12 protein-coding genes are annotated in these 17,668 nt (G+C 57.9%); 7 read left to right on the top strand and 5 right to left on the bottom strand.

The features are described from left to right. Positions 1–87 precede the first annotated feature (87 nt). The 4 genes from metB (at position 88) to katG (ending at position 7,234) form a co-directional block, all read left to right on the top strand. Positions 88–1,248, top strand: a complete 1,161-nt coding sequence (metB, locus tag ACTJJA_RS22165) for a cystathionine gamma-synthase (protein ID WP_260663356.1) — start codon at positions 88–90, stop codon at positions 1,246–1,248. Between the two features lie 2 nt (positions 1,249–1,250). Beyond that, complete coding sequence (locus tag ACTJJA_RS22160; protein ID WP_440669224.1) at positions 1,251–3,683, top strand: bifunctional aspartate kinase/homoserine dehydrogenase II; 2,433 nt, start codon at positions 1,251–1,253, stop codon at positions 3,681–3,683. Positions 3,684–3,953: 270 nt separating this feature from the next. Then, the gene (gene metF / locus ACTJJA_RS22155; RefSeq protein WP_010436968.1) at positions 3,954–4,844 is read left to right on the top strand and encodes a methylenetetrahydrofolate reductase; all 891 of its coding nucleotides are present in this window, start codon (positions 3,954–3,956) and stop codon (positions 4,842–4,844) included. A gap of 209 nt (positions 4,845–5,053) precedes the next feature. Beyond that, positions 5,054–7,234 (top strand): catalase/peroxidase HPI, encoded by a 2,181-nt coding sequence (katG, locus tag ACTJJA_RS22150; protein WP_440669223.1) that lies wholly within the window; start codon positions 5,054–5,056, stop codon positions 7,232–7,234. A gap of 83 nt (positions 7,235–7,317) precedes the next feature. On the opposite strand, the gene gldA is transcribed toward katG, so the two are convergent. The 5 genes from gldA to argE all read right to left on the bottom strand — a co-directional run bounded on the left by gldA (position 7,318) and on the right by argE (position 14,166). After that, positions 7,318–8,421 (bottom strand): bifunctional L-1,2-propanediol dehydrogenase/glycerol dehydrogenase, encoded by a 1,104-nt coding sequence (gldA, locus tag ACTJJA_RS22145; protein WP_089599279.1) that lies wholly within the window; start codon positions 8,419–8,421, stop codon positions 7,318–7,320. A 12-nt stretch (positions 8,422–8,433) separates the two neighbouring features. Next, on the bottom strand, positions 8,434–9,096 hold the full coding sequence (fsa, locus tag ACTJJA_RS22140) for a fructose-6-phosphate aldolase (protein ID WP_440669222.1): 663 nt from the start codon (positions 9,094–9,096) through the stop codon (positions 8,434–8,436). Positions 9,097–9,224: 128 nt separating this feature from the next. Then, positions 9,225–9,989, bottom strand: a complete 765-nt coding sequence (locus tag ACTJJA_RS22135) for a helix-turn-helix transcriptional regulator (protein ID WP_023298892.1) — start codon at positions 9,987–9,989, stop codon at positions 9,225–9,227. Between the two features lie 102 nt (positions 9,990–10,091). Beyond that, positions 10,092–12,743, bottom strand: coding sequence for a phosphoenolpyruvate carboxylase (gene ppc / locus ACTJJA_RS22130; protein WP_440669221.1), 2,652 nt, complete (start codon positions 12,741–12,743; stop codon positions 10,092–10,094). 271 nt (positions 12,744–13,014) lie between these two features. Further along, a complete protein-coding gene (gene argE, locus ACTJJA_RS22125) occupies positions 13,015–14,166 on the bottom strand; it encodes an acetylornithine deacetylase (RefSeq protein WP_028014830.1) in 1,152 nt (383 codons plus the stop codon). 88 nt (positions 14,167–14,254) lie between these two features. Between argE and argC the strand changes: the two genes are divergently transcribed. The 3 genes from argC (at position 14,255) to argH (ending at position 17,521) form a co-directional block, all read left to right on the top strand. Then, positions 14,255–15,259 carry an N-acetyl-gamma-glutamyl-phosphate reductase gene (argC, locus tag ACTJJA_RS22120; RefSeq protein ID WP_260663360.1) on the top strand — a complete coding sequence of 335 codons (1,005 nt, stop codon included), beginning with the start codon at positions 14,255–14,257 and terminating at the stop codon, positions 15,257–15,259. Positions 15,260–15,265: 6 nt separating this feature from the next. Continuing rightward, entirely contained in the window at positions 15,266–16,042 is a 777-nt protein-coding gene (argB, locus tag ACTJJA_RS22115; RefSeq protein ID WP_128568645.1) for an acetylglutamate kinase, read from the top strand. 105 nt (positions 16,043–16,147) lie between these two features. Further along, positions 16,148–17,521, top strand: a complete 1,374-nt coding sequence (gene argH / locus ACTJJA_RS22110) for an argininosuccinate lyase (protein ID WP_440669220.1) — start codon at positions 16,148–16,150, stop codon at positions 17,519–17,521. Positions 17,522–17,668: the final 147 nt, after the last annotated feature.

Below are 17,668 nucleotides of genomic sequence, written 5' to 3'. Positions count from 1 at the left end.
TTAGATGTCCAGATGTATTGACGTCCATACTTTCAATGTTTACTCTGGTGCCTGACTTTTCACCTATTAAGCCAGGAAGCCCTCACCATGACGCGTAAACAGGCCACCATCGCAGTGCGTAGCGGATTGAATGATGACGAGCAGTACGGCTGCGTTGTCCCGCCGATTCATCTTTCCAGTACCTATAATTTCACCGGATTTAATGAACCCCGTACGCATGACTATTCCCGTCGTGGCAACCCTACGCGTGACGTTACCCAGCGTGCCCTTGCAGAGCTGGAAGGGGGAGCGGGTGCGGTATTAACCAATACGGGGATGTCCGCAATCCACCTGGTGACGACGGTGTTCCTGAAGCCCGGCGACCTGCTGGTTGCTCCGCACGACTGCTACGGCGGCAGCTATCGCCTGTTTGACAGCCTGGCAAAACGCGGCTGCTACCGCGTGCTGTTTGTCGATCAAAACGACGAACAGGCGCTGAAGCAGGCGCTGGCAGAGCAGCCGAAGCTGGTTCTGGTGGAAAGTCCAAGCAACCCATTGTTGCGCGTTGTCGATATTGCGAAAATTTGTCAGCTCGCAAGGGATGCGGGAGCGATAAGTGTAGTGGATAATACGTTCCTCAGTCCGGCCCTTCAGAACCCGTTAGCACTGGGTGCCGATCTGGTGTTGCATTCATGCACTAAATATCTGAACGGTCATTCTGATGTGGTGGCAGGCGTGGTGATTGCAAAAGATCCCGACGTTGTCACCGAACTGGCATGGTGGGCCAATAATATTGGCGTCACCGCGAGCGCCTTCGACAGCTACCTGCTGTTACGCGGCATTCGCACCCTGTCGCCACGCATGGAAGTGGCGCAGCGCAATGCCCAGGCGATCGTCGATTTCCTGAAAACCCAGCCGCTGGTGAAGAAACTCTATCACCCGTCGCTGCCGGAAAATCAGGGGCACGAGATTGCCGCGCGCCAGCAGAAGGGATTTGGCGCCATGTTAAGTTTTGAACTGGACGGTGACGAGCAAACGCTGCGTCGCTTCCTGAGCGGGCTGTCATTGTTTACGCTGGCGGAATCATTAGGTGGGGTTGAAAGCTTAATCTCCCACGCCGCGACCATGACGCACGCAGGTATGGCACCGGAAGCACGTGCCGCCGCCGGGATCTCTGAGACGCTGCTGCGTATCTCAACCGGCATTGAAGATTCTGAAGATTTAATTGCCGATCTGGAAAATGGCTTCCAGGTCGCAGCCAAGGGGTAATCATGAGTGTGATAGCGCAGGCAGGGGCGAAGGGTCGTCAACTGCACAAGTTTGGTGGTAGTAGTCTTGCTGATGTGAAGTGTTACCTGCGCGTTGCAGGGATCATGACCGAGTATTCACAGCCGGGTGACATGATGGTTGTCTCGGCGGCGGGCAGCACCACCAACCAGTTGATTAGCTGGCTGAAACTGAGCCAGACCGATCGCCTTTCTGCGCATCAGGTACAACAGTCTTTACGCCGTTACCAGAGCGAGCTGATTGCCGGCCTGCTGCCTGCGGACGTGGCGGATGGACTGATCAGCGCCTTTACCCATGACCTTGAGCGTCTGGCTGCCCTGCTGGACAGCGGTATTACCGACGCGGTCTATGCCGAAGTGGTGGGCCACGGTGAAGTGTGGTCCGCACGTCTGATGGCCGCCGTTCTGCAACACCTGGGGGTCGACGCTGCCTGGCTCGACGCGCGTGATTTCCTGCGCGCCGAACGCGCCGCGCAGCCGCAGGTGGATGAAGGCTTGTCCTACCCGCTGCTGCAACAGCTGCTGGTGCAGCATCCGGGCAAACGTATCGTCGTGACAGGCTTTATCAGCCGCAGCAACGCGGGCGAAACCGTGCTGCTGGGCCGTAACGGCTCGGACTACTCGGCAACGCAAATTGGTGCCCTGGCGGGCGTGTCCCGCGTCACCATCTGGAGCGACGTGGCCGGTGTCTACAGCGCGGACCCGCGTAAGGTGAAAGATGCCTGCCTGCTGCCGCTGCTGCGTCTCGACGAAGCCAGCGAGCTGGCGCGCCTGGCCGCGCCGGTACTGCACGCCCGTACGCTGCAGCCGGTTTCCGGTAGCGATATCGACCTGCAGCTGCGCTGCAGCTATACCCCGGATCAAGGCTCTACCCGTATCGAACGCGTACTGGCCTCCGGTACGGGCGCGCGTATTGTCACCAGCCACGACGACATCTGCCTGATTGAGTTCCAGGTGCCTGCGGGCCAGGACTTCAGGCTGGCGCATAAAGATATCGACCTGATCCTCAAACGTGCTCAGGTGCGCCCGCTGGCCGTCGGCGTTCACAACGACCGCCAGCTGCTGCAGTTCTGCTATACCGCAGAAGTGGCGGACAGCGCGCTGAAAATCCTTGATGAAGCGGGCCTGCCGGGCGAGCTTCGCCTGCGTCAGGGTCTGGCGCTGGTGGCGATGGTGGGCGCGGGCGTCACCCGTAACCCGCTGCACTGCCACCGCTTCTGGCAGCAGCTGAAAGGCCAGCCGGTGGAGTTCACCTGGCAGTCGGAAGAGGGAATCAGCCTGGTGGCCGTGCTGCGTAAAGGGCCAACCGAGAGCCTGATTCAGGGTCTGCATACCTCCCTGTTCCGCGCGGAAAAACGCATCGGCCTGGTGCTGTTCGGGAAAGGGAACATCGGTTCCCGCTGGCTGGAACTGTTCGCCCGTGAGCAGGAAACGCTCTCCGCGCGTACCGGATTTGAATTTATTCTCGCGGGCGTGGTGGACAGTCGCCGTAGCCTGTTGAATTACGAAGGGCTGGACGCCAGCCGCGCGCTTGCCTTCTTTAATGATGAAGCCGTTGAGCAGGATGAAGAGTCCCTGTTCCTGTGGATGCGCGCGCACCCTTACGATGACCTGGTCGTGCTGGACGTGACCGCCAGCGAGCAGCTTGCGGATCAGTATCTGGATTTCGCCAGCCACGGCTTCCACGTCATCAGCGCCAACAAGCTGGCGGGGGCGAGCAGCACCGATAAATACCGTCAGATCCACGACGCGTTTGAAAAAACCGGTCGTCACTGGCTGTACAACGCCACCGTTGGCGCGGGGCTGCCGGTTAACCATACCGTGCGCGACCTGATTGAAAGCGGCGACAGCATTCTGGCGCTGAGCGGTATCTTCTCCGGTACGCTCTCCTGGCTGTTCCTGCAGTTCGACGGCACCGTACCCTTCACCGACCTGGTGGATCAGGCATGGCAGCAGGGCTTAACCGAGCCCGATCCGCGCGTGGACCTTGCCGGGAAAGACGTGATGCGTAAGCTGGTGATCCTGGCGCGTGAAGCGGGCTACGACATCGAACCGGGTCAGGTGCGTGTTGAATCGCTGGTGCCTGCGGGCTGTGAGGAAGGGTCTGTGGATCACTTCTTCGAAAACGGCGACGAGCTGAACGAGCAGATGGTACAGCGTCTGGAAGCCGCCAACGAGATGGGCCTGGTGCTGCGCTACGTGGCGCGTTTCGAGGCGAACGGTAAAGCGCGCGTAGGCGTGGAGGCGGTGCGTCCTGAACACCCGCTGGCGGCGCTGCTGCCGTGCGATAACGTCTTCGCTATCGAAAGCCGCTGGTACCGCGATAACCCGCTGGTGATCCGCGGTCCGGGCGCGGGGCGCGATGTCACCGCCGGGGCGATCCAATCTGACATTAACCGTCTGGCTAAGCTACTATAACCCCTCACCCTAACCCTCTCCCCTTAGGGGAGAGGGGACTGCTCGGTGCGGTCTTTCCCCCCTCGCCCCTTTGGGGAGAGGGCTGGGGTGAGGGGCCTTCTCACCCCCCATCATGAATCCCCTTCATCTTCCCTGAACAAACCTCACCGTTATTGTTGATTATTTATGTTGACGTCACTCCGCTTTTCCGTCATTTTTACATCTGGACGTCTAAACGTATAGAAGTTCACAACACAACAGACAACGACACGCGATAGATAGAGGTAAGGTATGAGCTTTTTTCACGCCAACCAGCGGGAAGCCCTGAATCAGAGCCTGGCCGAAGTAAACGGCCAGATTAACGTCTCTTTTGAATTTTTCCCGCCGCGCACCAGTGAAATGGAGCAAACCCTGTGGAGCTCTATCGATCGCCTGAGCAGCCTGAAACCGAAGTTTGTTTCCGTGACTTATGGTGCTAACTCCGGCGAGCGTGACCGTACGCACAGCATCATTAAAGGCATCAAAGATCGTACCGGTCTGGAAGCGGCACCGCACCTTACCTGTATCGACGCCACCCGCGACGAGCTGCGGGCTATCGCCCAGGATTACTGGAATAACGGCATTCGTCATATCGTTGCCCTGCGCGGTGACCTGCCGCCGGGGAGCGGCAAGCCGGACATGTATGCCGCCGATCTGGTTGCGCTGCTGAAAGACGTGGCTGACTTTGATATCTCCGTTGCTGCTTATCCTGAAGTGCATCCGGAAGCGAAAAGCGCCCAGGCGGACCTGCTCAACCTGAAACGCAAAGTCGACGCTGGCGCGAACCGCGCGATAACGCAATTCTTCTTCGATGTTGAAAGCTACCTGCGCTTCCGTGACCGCTGCGTTTCTGCGGGTATCGACGTCGAAATTATTCCAGGCATTCTGCCGGTCTCTAATTTCAAACAGGCGAAGAAATTTGCCGATATGACCAATGTGCGCATTCCGCTTTGGATGTCTAAAATGTACGAGGGGCTGGACGATGACCCGGAAACACGCAAGCTGGTGGGCGCAAATATCGCGATGGACATGGTGAAGATCTTGAGTCGTGAAGGGGTGAAGGATTTCCACTTCTACACGCTGAACCGTGCAGAGATGAGTTACGCCATATGCCACACGCTCGGCGTTAGACCAGGCGTGTAACAAAAAAGAGCCCTCTTCGGAGGGTTTTTTGATTTATAAGGGTTTTATTTTCCTGCCATAACAGCGATGCTGCCTTTGACGTACAAAACTCATGTATTTTCCATGGGAAATTAAACGGATTTAACTATCGAATCTGTGGGTTATCTCAACTATACCTTATCAACAAGGGCGTATATCGTAACGGTAACACTGTAAAAGGGAGCAAAGCGATGAGCACGTCAGACGAGACCAATAAAGCGGCATCAGTCGGCAAATGCCCGTTCCATCAGGGCGGCGTCGATCACAGCGCGGGCGCAGGTACAGGCAGCCGCGACTGGTGGCCAAAACAACTCCGCATCGATCTTCTTAACCAACATTCCAATCGTTCGAACCCACTGGGTGAAGACTTCGACTACCGCAAAGAATTTAGCAAGCTTGATTACTCCGCCCTTAAAGGCGATCTCAAAACACTTTTAACCGACTCTCAACCGTGGTGGCCTGCCGACTGGGGCAGCTATGCGGGCCTGTTTATCCGTATGGCCTGGCACGGGGCAGGTACCTATCGCTCCGTTGACGGACGCGGCGGTGCCGGACGCGGTCAACAACGCTTTGCACCGCTGAACTCCTGGCCTGATAACGTGAGCCTGGATAAGGCGCGCCGCCTGCTGTGGCCTATCAAACAAAAATACGGACAAAAAATTTCCTGGGCTGACCTGTTTATCCTCGCGGGTAACGTGGCGCTGGAGAACTCCGGCTTCCGCACCTTTGGTTTTGGCGCCGGGCGTGAAGACGTCTGGGAGCCGGATCTGGACGTGAACTGGGGCGATGAAAAGGCCTGGCTGACCCACCGTGACCCGGAAGCGCTGGCGAAGCGTCCTCTCGCCGCCACCGAAATGGGCCTGATTTACGTCAACCCGGAAGGGCCAAACGCCAGCGGTGAACCCCTGTCTGCTGCGGCGGCCATTCGCGCGACCTTCGGCAACATGGGCATGAACGACGAAGAGACCGTTGCGCTGATCGCGGGCGGCCACACTCTCGGCAAAACCCACGGCGCGGGTGAAGCCACGCACGTGGGCACCGACCCGGAAGCCTCGCCGATTGAAGCGCAGGGCCTGGGCTGGGCGAGCACGCACGGCACGGGGATTGGCGCAGATGCCATTACCTCCGGTCTGGAAGTTATATGGTCGCAAACCCCGACTCAGTGGAGCAACTACTTCTTCGAGAACCTGTTCAAATACGAATGGGTGCAGACCCGCAGCCCGGCAGGTGCGATTCAGTTTGAAGCCGTGGATGCACCGGAAATCATGCCTGACCCGTTCGACCCGTCGAAAAAACGTAAGCCAACCATGCTGGTCACCGACCTGACGCTGCGTTTTGACCCGGAGTTCGAGAAAATTTCCCGCCGCTTCCTGAACGATCCGCAGGCCTTCAACGAAGCCTTCGCGCGTGCCTGGTTCAAGCTGACCCACCGCGATATGGGGCCAAAAGCGCGTTACATCGGCCCGGAAGTGCCGAAAGAAGATCTGATTTGGCAGGATCCACTGCCGCAGGCGGTGTTCAATCCTTCGAAAGAAGACATTGAAAGCCTGAAAGCGGAAATTGTGGCATCCGGTCTGTCCGTGAGCGAACTGGTTTCGGTTGCCTGGGCGTCAGCTTCAACCTTCCGCGGTGGCGATAAGCGCGGCGGTGCCAACGGCGCGCGTCTGGCACTGGCACCTCAGCGCGATTGGGATGTGAACGCCGCGGCGGTTCGCGCGTTACCGGCTCTGGAAGCTATCCAGCGCACCACCAACAAAGCCTCACTGGCCGATATCATCGTGCTGGCGGGCGTCGTGGGCGTTGAGCAGGCTGCGAAAGCCGCAGGTGTTTACGTCAACGTACCGTTCACGCCGGGCCGCGTCGATGCGCGTCAGGACCAAACGGATATCGAGATGTTTACTCTGCTCGAACCGATTGCCGACGGCTTCCGCAACTACCGTGCGCAGGTGGATGTATCCACCACCGAGTCACTGTTGATCGACAAAGCCCAGCAGCTGACGCTGACCGCGCCAGAGCTGACGGTGCTGATCGGTGGCCTGCGCGTTCTGGGTGCCAACTTCGATGGCAGCAAGAATGGTGTATTCACCAACCGTGAAGGCGTGCTGAGCAACGATTTCTTCGTGAACCTGCTGGATATGAACACCCAGTGGAAAGCGACCGACGACTCAAACGAACTGTTTGCCGGTAGCGACCGCACCAGCGGTGAAGTGAAATACACCGCTACCCGTGCCGACCTTGTCTTCGGTTCCAACGCTGTCCTGCGCGCGCTGGCTGAGGTTTACGCCAGCAGCGATGCCAGCGAGAAGTTCGTTCGTGACTTCGTAGCGGCATGGGCGAAGGTGATGGATCTGGATCGGTTTGACCTGCAGTAACCCTTGTGCCGGGTGGCGCTAACGCTTACCCGGCCTACGGGCAAAAAAATCCCCGCTGATGCGGGGATTTTTATTCACGCTATTTACTCCCACTCCTGCAGGAAACGCTGCCCATACTGGTCGGCAACCAGCAGCGCCGCGTAAACCTGATCCGGTGACACGCCACCCGGCATGTTGTGAATGGTTTCACCTTCTGCGCAAGATGCTTCCGCAATCAGACGCATTTTCGCCGGAATGTCTTCTTTGATATTCAACTGCGCCAACGTGATCGGCAGCCCCACGCTGTGACAAAGTGCCGCGACGGTTTCGATCTCCTCTACCGGCGCGTTTTCCAGCACCAGTTGAGTCAGCGTGCCAAACGCCACTTTTTCGCCGTGGTAGAAGTGATGCGCATCCGGTACCGCCGTCATACCGTTATGAATAGCGTGTGCCGCTGCCAGACCACCGCTTTCAAAACCTACGCCGCTGAGATAGGTGTTGGCTTCGATAATGCGTTCAAGAGCAGGCGTCACCACGTGCTGTTCCGCTGCCAGCATCGCCTTCTCACCCTCTTCAACCAGCGTGTTGTAGCACAGTTCGGCCAGCGCTAACGCCGCCTGTGTGCACTTTCCGCCGGCCATAGTGGTTGCCCCGCTGCGCGAGCAGGCGCGTGCTTCAAACCAGGTTGCCAGTGCATCGCCAATCCCGGCGGCCAGCAGCCGCGCCGGTGCGCCCGCCACCACTTTGGTGTCGACAATGACCATGTTCGGGTTATGCGGCAGCATCAGATAGCGGTCGAACTCACCGCTGTCGGTATAAATCACGGAAAGGGCGCTGCACGGCGCATCGGTGGATGCGATGGTTGGCGCAATGGCGACCGGCACGTCCATAAAGTGGGCAAGCGCTTTGGCGGTATCCAGCGTTTTACCGCCGCCAATGCCCAGCACTGCCATGCAGTCGGCGCTGTCGGCCAGCTTTTTCAGGCGATCGATTTCATTTTGTGAACATTCGCCACCAAACGGCGCGATTTCGGCATGCAGTTCGGCTTTTTTAAAACTCTGACGCAGGGTTTCTTCGGCAAAACCCAGCACAAATTTATCGCCGACAACCAGCCAACGCTGTGCCAGCGGTTTCAGATAGTCGCCGAGACGGGTAAGCACATCAGCACCCTGGATGTATTTCCCAGGTGATTGAATGATACGGTCCATAACAGTTCTCCCTTAGAGGTTGAGGTTACCAAACGCGTTTTTCCAGTCCTGCTCGAACTTCTCTATGGCTGACTCTACCGCCGGGGTGCCGAGCATTTGTTGCGCTACATCTAAAGGAAGCGTGATTGCTTCACATCCGGTGAGAAGGCAGTCCAACGCCTGGCGCGGCGTTTTGAAGCTGGCGGCGAGCACCCTGCTTTCCGGCGCGTGCAGTTCCAGCAGGGATTGCAGCTCCTGGACCGTGCGAATGCCGTCACCACCCTGAGCATCAACGCGGTTTACATAGGGAGCGACATATTTCGCTCCCGCCAGCGCGGCGAGCAAACCCTGTGCGGCGCTATAAACGGCAGTACCCAGCGTGGTAATGCCCTCTTTTTTCAGCGCCTTGATCGCGGTAAGCCCCTCCGCCGTGACCGGGATTTTTACCACGATGTCCGGGATGGCATTACTCAGGCGTTTAGCTTCCGCCACCATGCCTTCTGCGTCGCGGCTCAGGGTTTGGGCAAACAGCGTGCCGTCCGGGCCGATAGCCTGTTGCAGGCGCGGCAGCACGTCCCAGATGGATTCGCCGCTGGCGGCAATGATGCTTGGGTTGGTGGTGACGCCCGCGATGGGGAAGATGCGCGCCAGGCGTTCAACGTCCGCCACGCTGGCGGTATCCAGGTACAGTTCCATTATTTTTCCTTAAGTCAGAAAGGTTGAATAAAGGATACGGCGCACCCAGGCGCGGCGAATACAGGTCAATTTTGCCAAATACTGGACAAATGTATTCTGCTTAATGAAGTGCGATGCCGATCACAGTGCTACTTTTTGGCGATTAGCTGGCTGTGATACTGGCGTCGATATTCGGAAGGGGAACGTTCGGTGTGCTTGCGAAAGAGGCGGCAGAAGTAGTTGCTGTCCGTAAACCCACAGCTGGCGGCGATATCTTTGATTTTAAACTCGTAGCCTTTAAGAAGCTGACGCGCGTGCTCGAGGCGTGTTTGCGTAAGATATTCGTTGAAGCCCACGCTGCCTGTTTTTTGAAAAAGATGAGAAAGGTAGTTCGGTGAAATATAAAACGCCTGCGCCACCGATTCACGGGTCAGTGCAGAGGCGTGATGTTCTTCGATGTAGTGACGAATCGCTTCAAATAATGCACGGCTGCGGCTGGCGGTATGGATATCGCTGCCCAGCAGATCGCGACAGTGGCTGAGCAAACTTAATACCACCAGTCTGGCCGTTTCCCGATCGTCTGGCTGCATTTGCAATTCAGCGAGCGTCTGCAAAAGGAATGCGCCCACTCGCGGCCCGCGTCTGGCAACCTGTTGCTGTTGCAAAAGCGTGTTGTCGCGCTCGAGCTGAAGAGTCAGTTGCTGCTTGCCGAAGCTGATGTTGAGCGAAAAGGCGGGTTGAAGCGGAATATTACCGGATGAAAAAAATAACGCTTCGCAGGCCGTATCAAAGCTAAGCACGAGGCAAGGTGACGTTCGGGGGAGCGGTTTAGCCGAAGGGGGGAAATGCACCTGACGCAGCGGCAAGGTGCCGTTGATCAGGTCATTCAGGATGTGGGGGATATCGTGGTGCATGGTGTGGATACCAGGGTATTGCCCGGCGGCGCTGGCGCTTGCCGGGCCTACGAAAAGCATATTGTAGGCCGGGTAAGCGTAAGCGCCACCCGGCAAAACCGATTAACCAGTGTTACGCATACCTGCCGCAACGCCTGCAATCGTCACCATTAACGCCTGTTCGACGCGTGGATCCGGCTCTTTACCTTCCTCTTCTGCCAGACGCGAACGGTGCAGCAGCTCTGCCTGCAGGACGTTCAGCGGGTCGGTATAGATATTACGCAGCTGGATAGATTCGGCAATCCACGGCAGGTCTTCCATCAGGTGTGAGTCGTTGGCGATATCCAGCACCACTTTGATGTCGCCTTCCAGCAGTTCGCGCAGCTCTTTACCCAGCGCCCACAGCTCAGGTTTCACCAGACGCTGATCGTAGTATTCCGCCAGCCACAGGTCAGCTTTCGAGAAGACCATCTCAAGCATGCCCAGGCGGGTAGAGAAGAACGGCCAGTCGCGGCACATGGTTTCCAGTTCATTTTGCTTGCCGTCTTCCACCACTTTCTGCAGTGCGGCACCGGCACCCAGCCAGGCGGGCAGCATCAGACGGTTTTGTGTCCAGGCGAAGATCCACGGAATTGCACGCAGAGACTCGACGCCACCGGTTGGGCGACGTTTGGCCGGACGCGAGCCCAGCGGCAGTTTACCCAGCTCCTGCTCAGGCGTGGCTGAACGGAAGTAAGGCACGAAATCTTTGTTTTCACGCACGTAGCCGCGGTACAGATCGCAGGAGATATCTGACAGCTCGTCCATGATGCGACACCAGGATTCTTTTGGCTCCGGCGGAGGCAGCAGGTTCGCTTCCAGAATGGCGCTGGTGTAGAGCGACAGGCTGCTGATGGTCACTTCCGGCAGGCCGTACTTGAAGCGGATCATCTCGCCTTGCTCGGTGACGCGCAGGCCGCCTTTCAGGCTTCCCGGTGGTTGTGACAGCAGTGCCGCGTGAGCAGGCGCGCCGCCACGGCCGATTGAGCCACCGCGTCCGTGGAACAGGGTCAGTTCAATACCGGCTTTCTCGCAGGTTTTGATCAGTGCGTCCTGCGCCTGATACTGCGCCCAGGATGCCGCCATCACGCCCGCGTCTTTTGCAGAGTCGGAATAGCCGATCATCACCATCTGCTTACCCTGAATAAAGCCGCGATACCAGTCGATGTTCAGCAACTGCGTCATCACGTCGTTGGCGTTGTTCAGGTCGTCGAGGGTTTCAAAGAGTGGCGCGACCGGCAGAGCGTAGTCGATACCGGCTTCTTTCAGCAGAAGGTGAACGCCCAGCACGTCGGATGGGGTCTTCGCCATGGAGATCACATAGGCGGCCACCGATCCTTTCGGCGCATCCACGATCGCCTTACAGGTATTGAGCACTTCGCGGGTGTCGTTGCTTGGCTCCCAGTTGCGCGGCAGGAGAGGGCGCTTGGAATTCAGTTCGCGGATCAGGAAGGCCTGCTTGTCGGCTTCGGACCAGCTCTCATAATCGCCGATGCCGAGGTAGCGGGTCAGTTCACCCAGCGCTTCAGTATGACGGGTACTTTCCTGACGCACATCGATACGCACCAGCGGCACACCGAAACACTTCACGCGGCGCAGGGTGTCGAGCAGTTCGCCGTTAGCGATGATGCCCATGCCACAGGCCTGAAGCGACTGGTAACAGGCGTACAGCGGCTCCCAGAGTTGCTCGTTCTGGCTGAGCAGACCTTCGGGTTTCGGCAGGCGCTGACCTTTGAGGCGTGCTTCCAGCCAGGCCTGAGTCGCCATCAGCTGACCACGCAGTTTTTTCATCAGGAAACGGTACGGCTCGCTGGCGCCTTCTTCTCCGGCCAGCGCGCGCAGTTCCGGTGTTGCTTCAACCATCGACAGCTCGGAGATCAGCACCTGAATATCTTTCAGGAACAGATCGGTCGCTTTCCAGCGGCTCAGCAGCAGGACGTGACGGGTGATTTCCGCGGTCACGTTCGGGTTACCGTCGCGGTCGCCGCCCATCCAGGAGGTGAAGCGCACCGGAACAAAGTCGACCGGCAGGCGGTAGCCCAGGTTCTCTTCCAGCTGTTCGTTCAGCTCGCGCAGGTAGTTTGGTATCCCTTCCCACAGGCTGTTTTCCACCACCGCAAAGCCCCATTTGGCCTCGTCGACCGGGCTTGGGCGGTGCTTACGAATTTCATCGGTGTGCCAGGACTGAGCAATCAGCTGGCGCAGACGGCGCATTAGCTGGTTGCGTTCGTAGTCGGCAATGTCTTTATTATCCAACTGCTTGAGGCAGTTATTCACTTCCACCATTTTATGGATCAGGGTGCGACGGGTGATCTCGGTTGGGTGAGCAGTGAGTACCAGCTCCAGCGAAAGAGACTCCACCGCTTTTTTGATGGTGGCTTCGTTGAGGTCTGGCTGGTCTTTCAGTTTACGAAGGGTGCGGGCAATGACTTCCGGGTTGCTGGCCGCTTCGCCGTTTGGCGAAATGCTGTGGTATTGCTCAGCGGTATTTGCCAGGTTCAGGAACTGGCTGAATGCGCGTGCAACGGGCAGCAGCTCATCATTTGACAGGTTCTGCAAGGTGGTGAGCAGCTCCTGACGATTGGCTTCGTTACCGGCACGGGAAGATTTAGACAGCTTGCGGATGGTTTCAACGCGGTCGAGGATGTTTTCCCCCAACGCATCTTTGATGGTATCTCCAAGCACTTTGCCGAGCATACTGACATTACTACGCAACGCGGAATATTGTTCGTTCATAAAAACCCAGTCACCCCATCATTTTTGTTTATGCCCAATCGAAAATCTTTTGGACATTATTTTGTCATCTCCCTTTATAAAGCCACGTAAAACCCCCGTCGTCAATTGCTGCGAAAACGGTTCAGCAAACGAATAAATGTGGGCAATTTACGAAATTTAATTCGCTTTGCGTCAGATAAGAGATGCTTATGGGAATGTGACGGAGATCATGCGATTTGTTGCCCTCACCCTAACCCTCTCCCACAGGGAGAGGGGACTCTTCGGTGCGGTTTTAATGCCAGCAGAAGTGGTGCACAACCTGAGTAATCAGTTCGCGGGTGGGCTTGATGAAGCGGGTTTCCAGATATTCATCCGGCTGGTGGGCCTGGTTGATGGAGCCCGGGCCGAGCACCAGCGTCGGGCACAGGGTCTGAATAAACGGCGCTTCGGTGCAGTAGTTCACCACGTCGGTTTTTTCGCCGAGCAGTTTTTCCACCACCTGGACCAACTGGTGATCCGGCGGGCATTCATAGCCCGGGATCGGCGGATGCAATTCCGAGACCGTCAGGCGGCCCGGCCAGCGTTCGCTCACCGGGGCCAGCGCTTCATTCAGCAGGCCGTCGAGATCGCTCAGGGTCATGCCCGGCAGCGGGCGGATGTCCATGTGCAGTTCACAGCAGGCGCAGATGCGGTTCGAGGCATCACCACCGTGCAGGCTGCCGAGGTTCAGCGTCGGATACGGCACGGTGAACGCCTCGTAGTGATAGCGCTCTTTCAGGTCGTCGCGCAGGGTCATGATGCGGCCGATGGCGTCATGCATCAGTTCGATGGCGTTCACGCCGCGCGCCGGATCGCTGGAGTGGCCGGACTGGCCCAGCACGCGCACGGCGGTAGAGATATGGCCTTTATGCGCGCGAATCGGCTGCAGTGAAGTCGGCTCGCCGATGATCGCGCAATCCGGGCGAATCGACGTGTTTTCAGAGAAGTAGCGCGCGCCCGCCATGCTGGTCTCTTCATCGGCGGTCGCCAGAATGTAGAGCGGTTTTTTCAGCTTCGTCACGTCCACGTCACGCAGCGCGTCGAGGATAAAGGCGAAGAAGCCTTTCATGTCGGCGGTACCCAGCCCGTAGAGCTTGTTATCGTGCTCGGTCAGGGTGAACGGGTCGCGCGTCCAGCGGCCATCGTCAAACGGCACGGTGTCGGTATGACCGGCCAGCAGCAGGCCGCCCGCACCGGTACCGGTGCTGGCGAGCAGGTTGAATTTGTGGCGTGTTCCGGGGACGGGCTGAACCTCAACGTTAAACCCAAGATCGCTAAACCACCCCGCCAGCAGATTGATTAAAGACTCATTGCTCTGATCCAGCGCTTCTTCCGTTGCGCTGATGGACGGAGTGGCAATCAGGGCGCGGTAGATCTCGATAAATGGCGGTAAGTTCATTTTCATTGTTGACACACCTTAGGTCGTGATAGTATCAATATTCATGCAATAAATGTGAATAAAAATACATTAACGTTGAGCATAAAGGAACCCGATGTTGAATACGCTGATTGTAGGCGCTAGCGGTTATGCGGGCGCAGAGCTTGTAAGCTACGTGAATCGCCATCCACATATGACCATAACCGCTTTGACCGTGTCAGCGCAAAGCAATGATGCAGGAAAGTTAATTTCCGATTTGCATCCGCAGCTTAGGGGCATTGTCGATCTGCCGCTGCAGCCAATGTCTGACATCAGCGAGTTTACCGACGGCGTCGACGTGGTGTTTTTAGCCACCGCGCACGAGGTCAGCCACGACCTGGCGCCGCAGTTCCTGGCGGCTGGCTGCGTAGTCTTCGACCTCTCCGGCGCGTTCCGCGTTAACGACGGCGCGTTTTACGAAAAATATTACGGTTTCACCCATCAGCACCCGGATCTGCTTGAAAAAGCGGTGTACGGCCTGGCGGAGTGGAGCGCAGACAAGCTGAAAGAAGCGAACCTGATTGCCGTGCCGGGCTGCTACCCGACGGCGGCGCAGCTTTCCCTGAAGCCGCTGATCGACGCGGGCCTGCTGGATCTCAACCAGTGGCCGGTGATCAACGCCACCAGCGGCGTGAGCGGAGCAGGGCGCAAGGCCGCTATCTCCAACAGCTTCTGCGAAGTGAGCCTTCAGCCGTATGGCGTGTTTAATCACCGTCATCACCCTGAAATCACGACGCATCTGGGCGCGGACGTGATTTTCACGCCGCACCTGGGCAGCTTCCCGCGTGGGATCCTCGAAACCATTACCTGCCGCCTGAAACCTGGCGTAACCAAAGAGCAGGTGAGCGAGGCCTTCACGCAGGCGTACGCGGATAAACCGCTGGTGCGTCTGTACGACAAAGGCGTGCCGGCGCTGAAAAACGTGGTCGGCCTGCCATTCTGCGATATCGGTTTTGCCGTGCAGGGCGAGCACCTGATTGTGGTGGCCGCAGAAGATAACTTACTCAAAGGCGCTGCCGCGCAGGCAATGCAGTGTGCAAATATTCGTTTCGGTTTCCCGGAAACGCAGGCTCTTATTTAAGGTGTGATGATGAACCCATTAATTATCAAACTCGGTGGTGTACTGCTGGACAGCGAAGAAGCGCTGGAGCGTCTGTTTACCGCGCTGGTGAACTATCGTGAATCACACCAACGTCCGCTGGTGATTGTGCACGGCGGCGGCTGCGTGGTGGACGAGCTGATGAAAGGGCTCAACCTGCCGGTGAAAAAGAAGAACGGCCTGCGCGTCACGCCTGCTGACCAGATCGACATCATTACCGGTGCGCTGGCGGGTACGGCGAACAAAACGCTGCTGGCGTGGGCGAAGAAACACCACATTGCCTCCGTTGGCCTCTATCTGGGCGATGGCGACAGCGTAAAAGTGACCCAGCTCGACGAAGCGCTCGGCCACGTTGGACTGGCACAGCCGGGTTCGCCTAAGCTGATTAACACGCTGCTGGAAGGGGGGTTCCTGCCGGTGGTGAGCTCTATCGGCGTGACCGAAGAGGGCGAGCTGATGAACGTCAACGCGGACCAGGCGGCAACGGCACTGGCGGCAACGCTGGGCGCGGATTTGATCCTGCTCTCCGACGTGAGCGGCATTCTGGACGGCAAAGGCCAGCGCATTGCGGAAATGACCGCCGCCAAAGCCGAGCAGCTGATCGAACAGGGCATTATTACCGACGGCATGATCGTTAAAGTGAACGCCGCGCTGGATGCGGCGCGCACGCTGGGCCGCCCTGTGGATATCGCCTCCTGGCGTCACGCGGAGCAGCTCCCGGCGCTGTTCAACGGCACGCCGATTGGCACGCGTATTCTGGCTTAAGACTCTGTGCCGGATGGCGCTTCGCTTATCCGGCCTACGTGAATTTTGTAGGCCCGGTAAGCGTAGCGCCACCGGGCAAAAATATCATCATTAAGGAAATTCGTTATGGCACTTTGGGGTGGGCGTTTTACACAGGCAGCGGATCAGCGGTTCAAACAGTTCAACGACTCTTTGCGCTTCGACTACCGCCTGGCCGAACAGGATATTGTCGGCTCTGTGGCCTGGTCCAAAGCGCTGGTGACGGTGGGCGTACTGACCGCAGACGAACAATTACAGCTGGAAGACGCGCTGAACAATCTGCTGGAAGAGGTGCGTCTTAACCCGCAGCAGATCCTCGAAAGCGATGCTGAAGATATTCACAGCTGGGTGGAAGGCAAACTGATCGACAAAGTCGGCCAACTGGGAAAAAAGCTGCACACCGGGCGCAGCCGTAACGATCAGGTCGCCACCGACCTGAAGCTGTGGTGTAAAGATACCGTTGGCGAACTGCTGGCGGCCAACCGTCAGCTGCAGAGTGCGCTGGTGGAGACCGCGCAGAACAACCAGGACGCGGTAATGCCGGGTTATACCCACCTGCAGCGCGCCCAGCCAGTGACCTTTGCGCACTGGTGTCTGGCCTACGTTGAGATGTTGGCGCGTGATGAAAGCCGTCTGCAGGATACCCTGAAGCGTCTGGACGTGAGCCCACTGGGCAGCGGTGCGCTGGCCGGTACGGCGTATGAAATCGACCGTGAACAGCTGGCAGGCTGGCTGGGCTTTGCCTCCGCCACCCGTAACAGCCTGGACAGCGTCTCTGACCGCGACCACGTGCTGGAGCTGCTCTCCAATGCCTCTATCGGGATGGTGCACCTGTCGCGCTTTGCCGAAGACCTGATCTTCTTTAACTCTGGCGAAGCGGGCTTCGTCGAGCTGTCCGACCGCGTGACCTCAGGCTCATCCCTGATGCCGCAGAAGAAAAACCCGGACGCGCTGGAGCTGATCCGCGGCAAGTGTGGCCGCGTGCAGGGTGCGCTGACCGGCATGATGATGACCCTGAAAGGGCTGCCGCTGGCGTACAACAAAGATATGCAGGAAGACAAAGAAGGGCTGTTCGACGCGCTCGACACCTGGCTGGACTGTCTGCATATGGGCGCGCTGGTGTTGGACGGCATTCAGGTGAAACGTCCGCGCTGCCAGGAAGCGGCGCAGCAGGGCTATGCGAACTCTACCGAACTGGCAGATTATCTGGTAGCGAAAGGCGTACCGTTCCGTGAAGCGCACCATATTGTGGGTGAAGCGGTAGTGGAAGCCATTCGCCAGGGTAAACCGCTGGAAGATCTGACGCTGGCCGACCTGCAGAAATTCAGCGCGGTGATTGGAGACGATGTGTATCCGATTCTGGCGCTGCAGTCTTGTCTGGATAAGCGTGCGGCGAAAGGCGGCGTGTCGCCGAAGCAGGTGGCGCAGGCGATTGCGGATGCGAAAAACCGGTTGGTTTGATTTGGTTTGAACAGTGCGGGCTGGTGCCCTCACCCCGGCCCTCTCCCACTGTACGGTCCGGGGACATAGTGAACACTTGTTCGGGGACATGGTAGACACTTACAACTAAGGCATAAGAACCCGTTTATGGAGTCGCTTATGCCCTGG

It is taken from the genome of Enterobacter sp. 22452 (assembly GCF_052045065.1).
Classification (GTDB): Bacteria; Pseudomonadota; Gammaproteobacteria; order Enterobacterales; family Enterobacteriaceae; genus Enterobacter; species Enterobacter mori.
Note: the sequence above shows the minus strand (reverse complement) of the source record. Positions and strands in the feature narration are given on the sequence as shown.

Coding starts and splice junctions, on each gene's coding strand:
- argH (WP_440669220.1), top strand. CDS start 16,148: ATGGCACTTTGGGGTGGGCGTTTTACACAGGCAGCGGATCAGCGGTTC.
- metF (WP_010436968.1), top strand. CDS start 3,954: ATGAGCTTTTTTCACGCCAACCAGCGGGAAGCCCTGAATCAGAGCCTG.
- ACTJJA_RS22135 (WP_023298892.1), bottom strand. CDS start 9,989: ATGCACCACGATATCCCCCACATCCTGAATGACCTGATCAACGGCACC.
- ACTJJA_RS22160 (WP_440669224.1), top strand. CDS start 1,251: ATGAGTGTGATAGCGCAGGCAGGGGCGAAGGGTCGTCAACTGCACAAG.
- argB (WP_128568645.1), top strand. CDS start 15,266: ATGATGAACCCATTAATTATCAAACTCGGTGGTGTACTGCTGGACAGC.
- fsa (WP_440669222.1), bottom strand. CDS start 9,096: ATGGAACTGTACCTGGATACCGCCAGCGTGGCGGACGTTGAACGCCTG.
- argC (WP_260663360.1), top strand. CDS start 14,255: ATGTTGAATACGCTGATTGTAGGCGCTAGCGGTTATGCGGGCGCAGAG.
- ppc (WP_440669221.1), bottom strand. CDS start 12,743: ATGAACGAACAATATTCCGCGTTGCGTAGTAATGTCAGTATGCTCGGC.
- gldA (WP_089599279.1), bottom strand. CDS start 8,421: ATGGACCGTATCATTCAATCACCTGGGAAATACATCCAGGGTGCTGAT.
- katG (WP_440669223.1), top strand. CDS start 5,054: ATGAGCACGTCAGACGAGACCAATAAAGCGGCATCAGTCGGCAAATGC.
- metB (WP_260663356.1), top strand. CDS start 88: ATGACGCGTAAACAGGCCACCATCGCAGTGCGTAGCGGATTGAATGAT.
- argE (WP_028014830.1), bottom strand. CDS start 14,166: ATGAAAATGAACTTACCGCCATTTATCGAGATCTACCGCGCCCTGATT.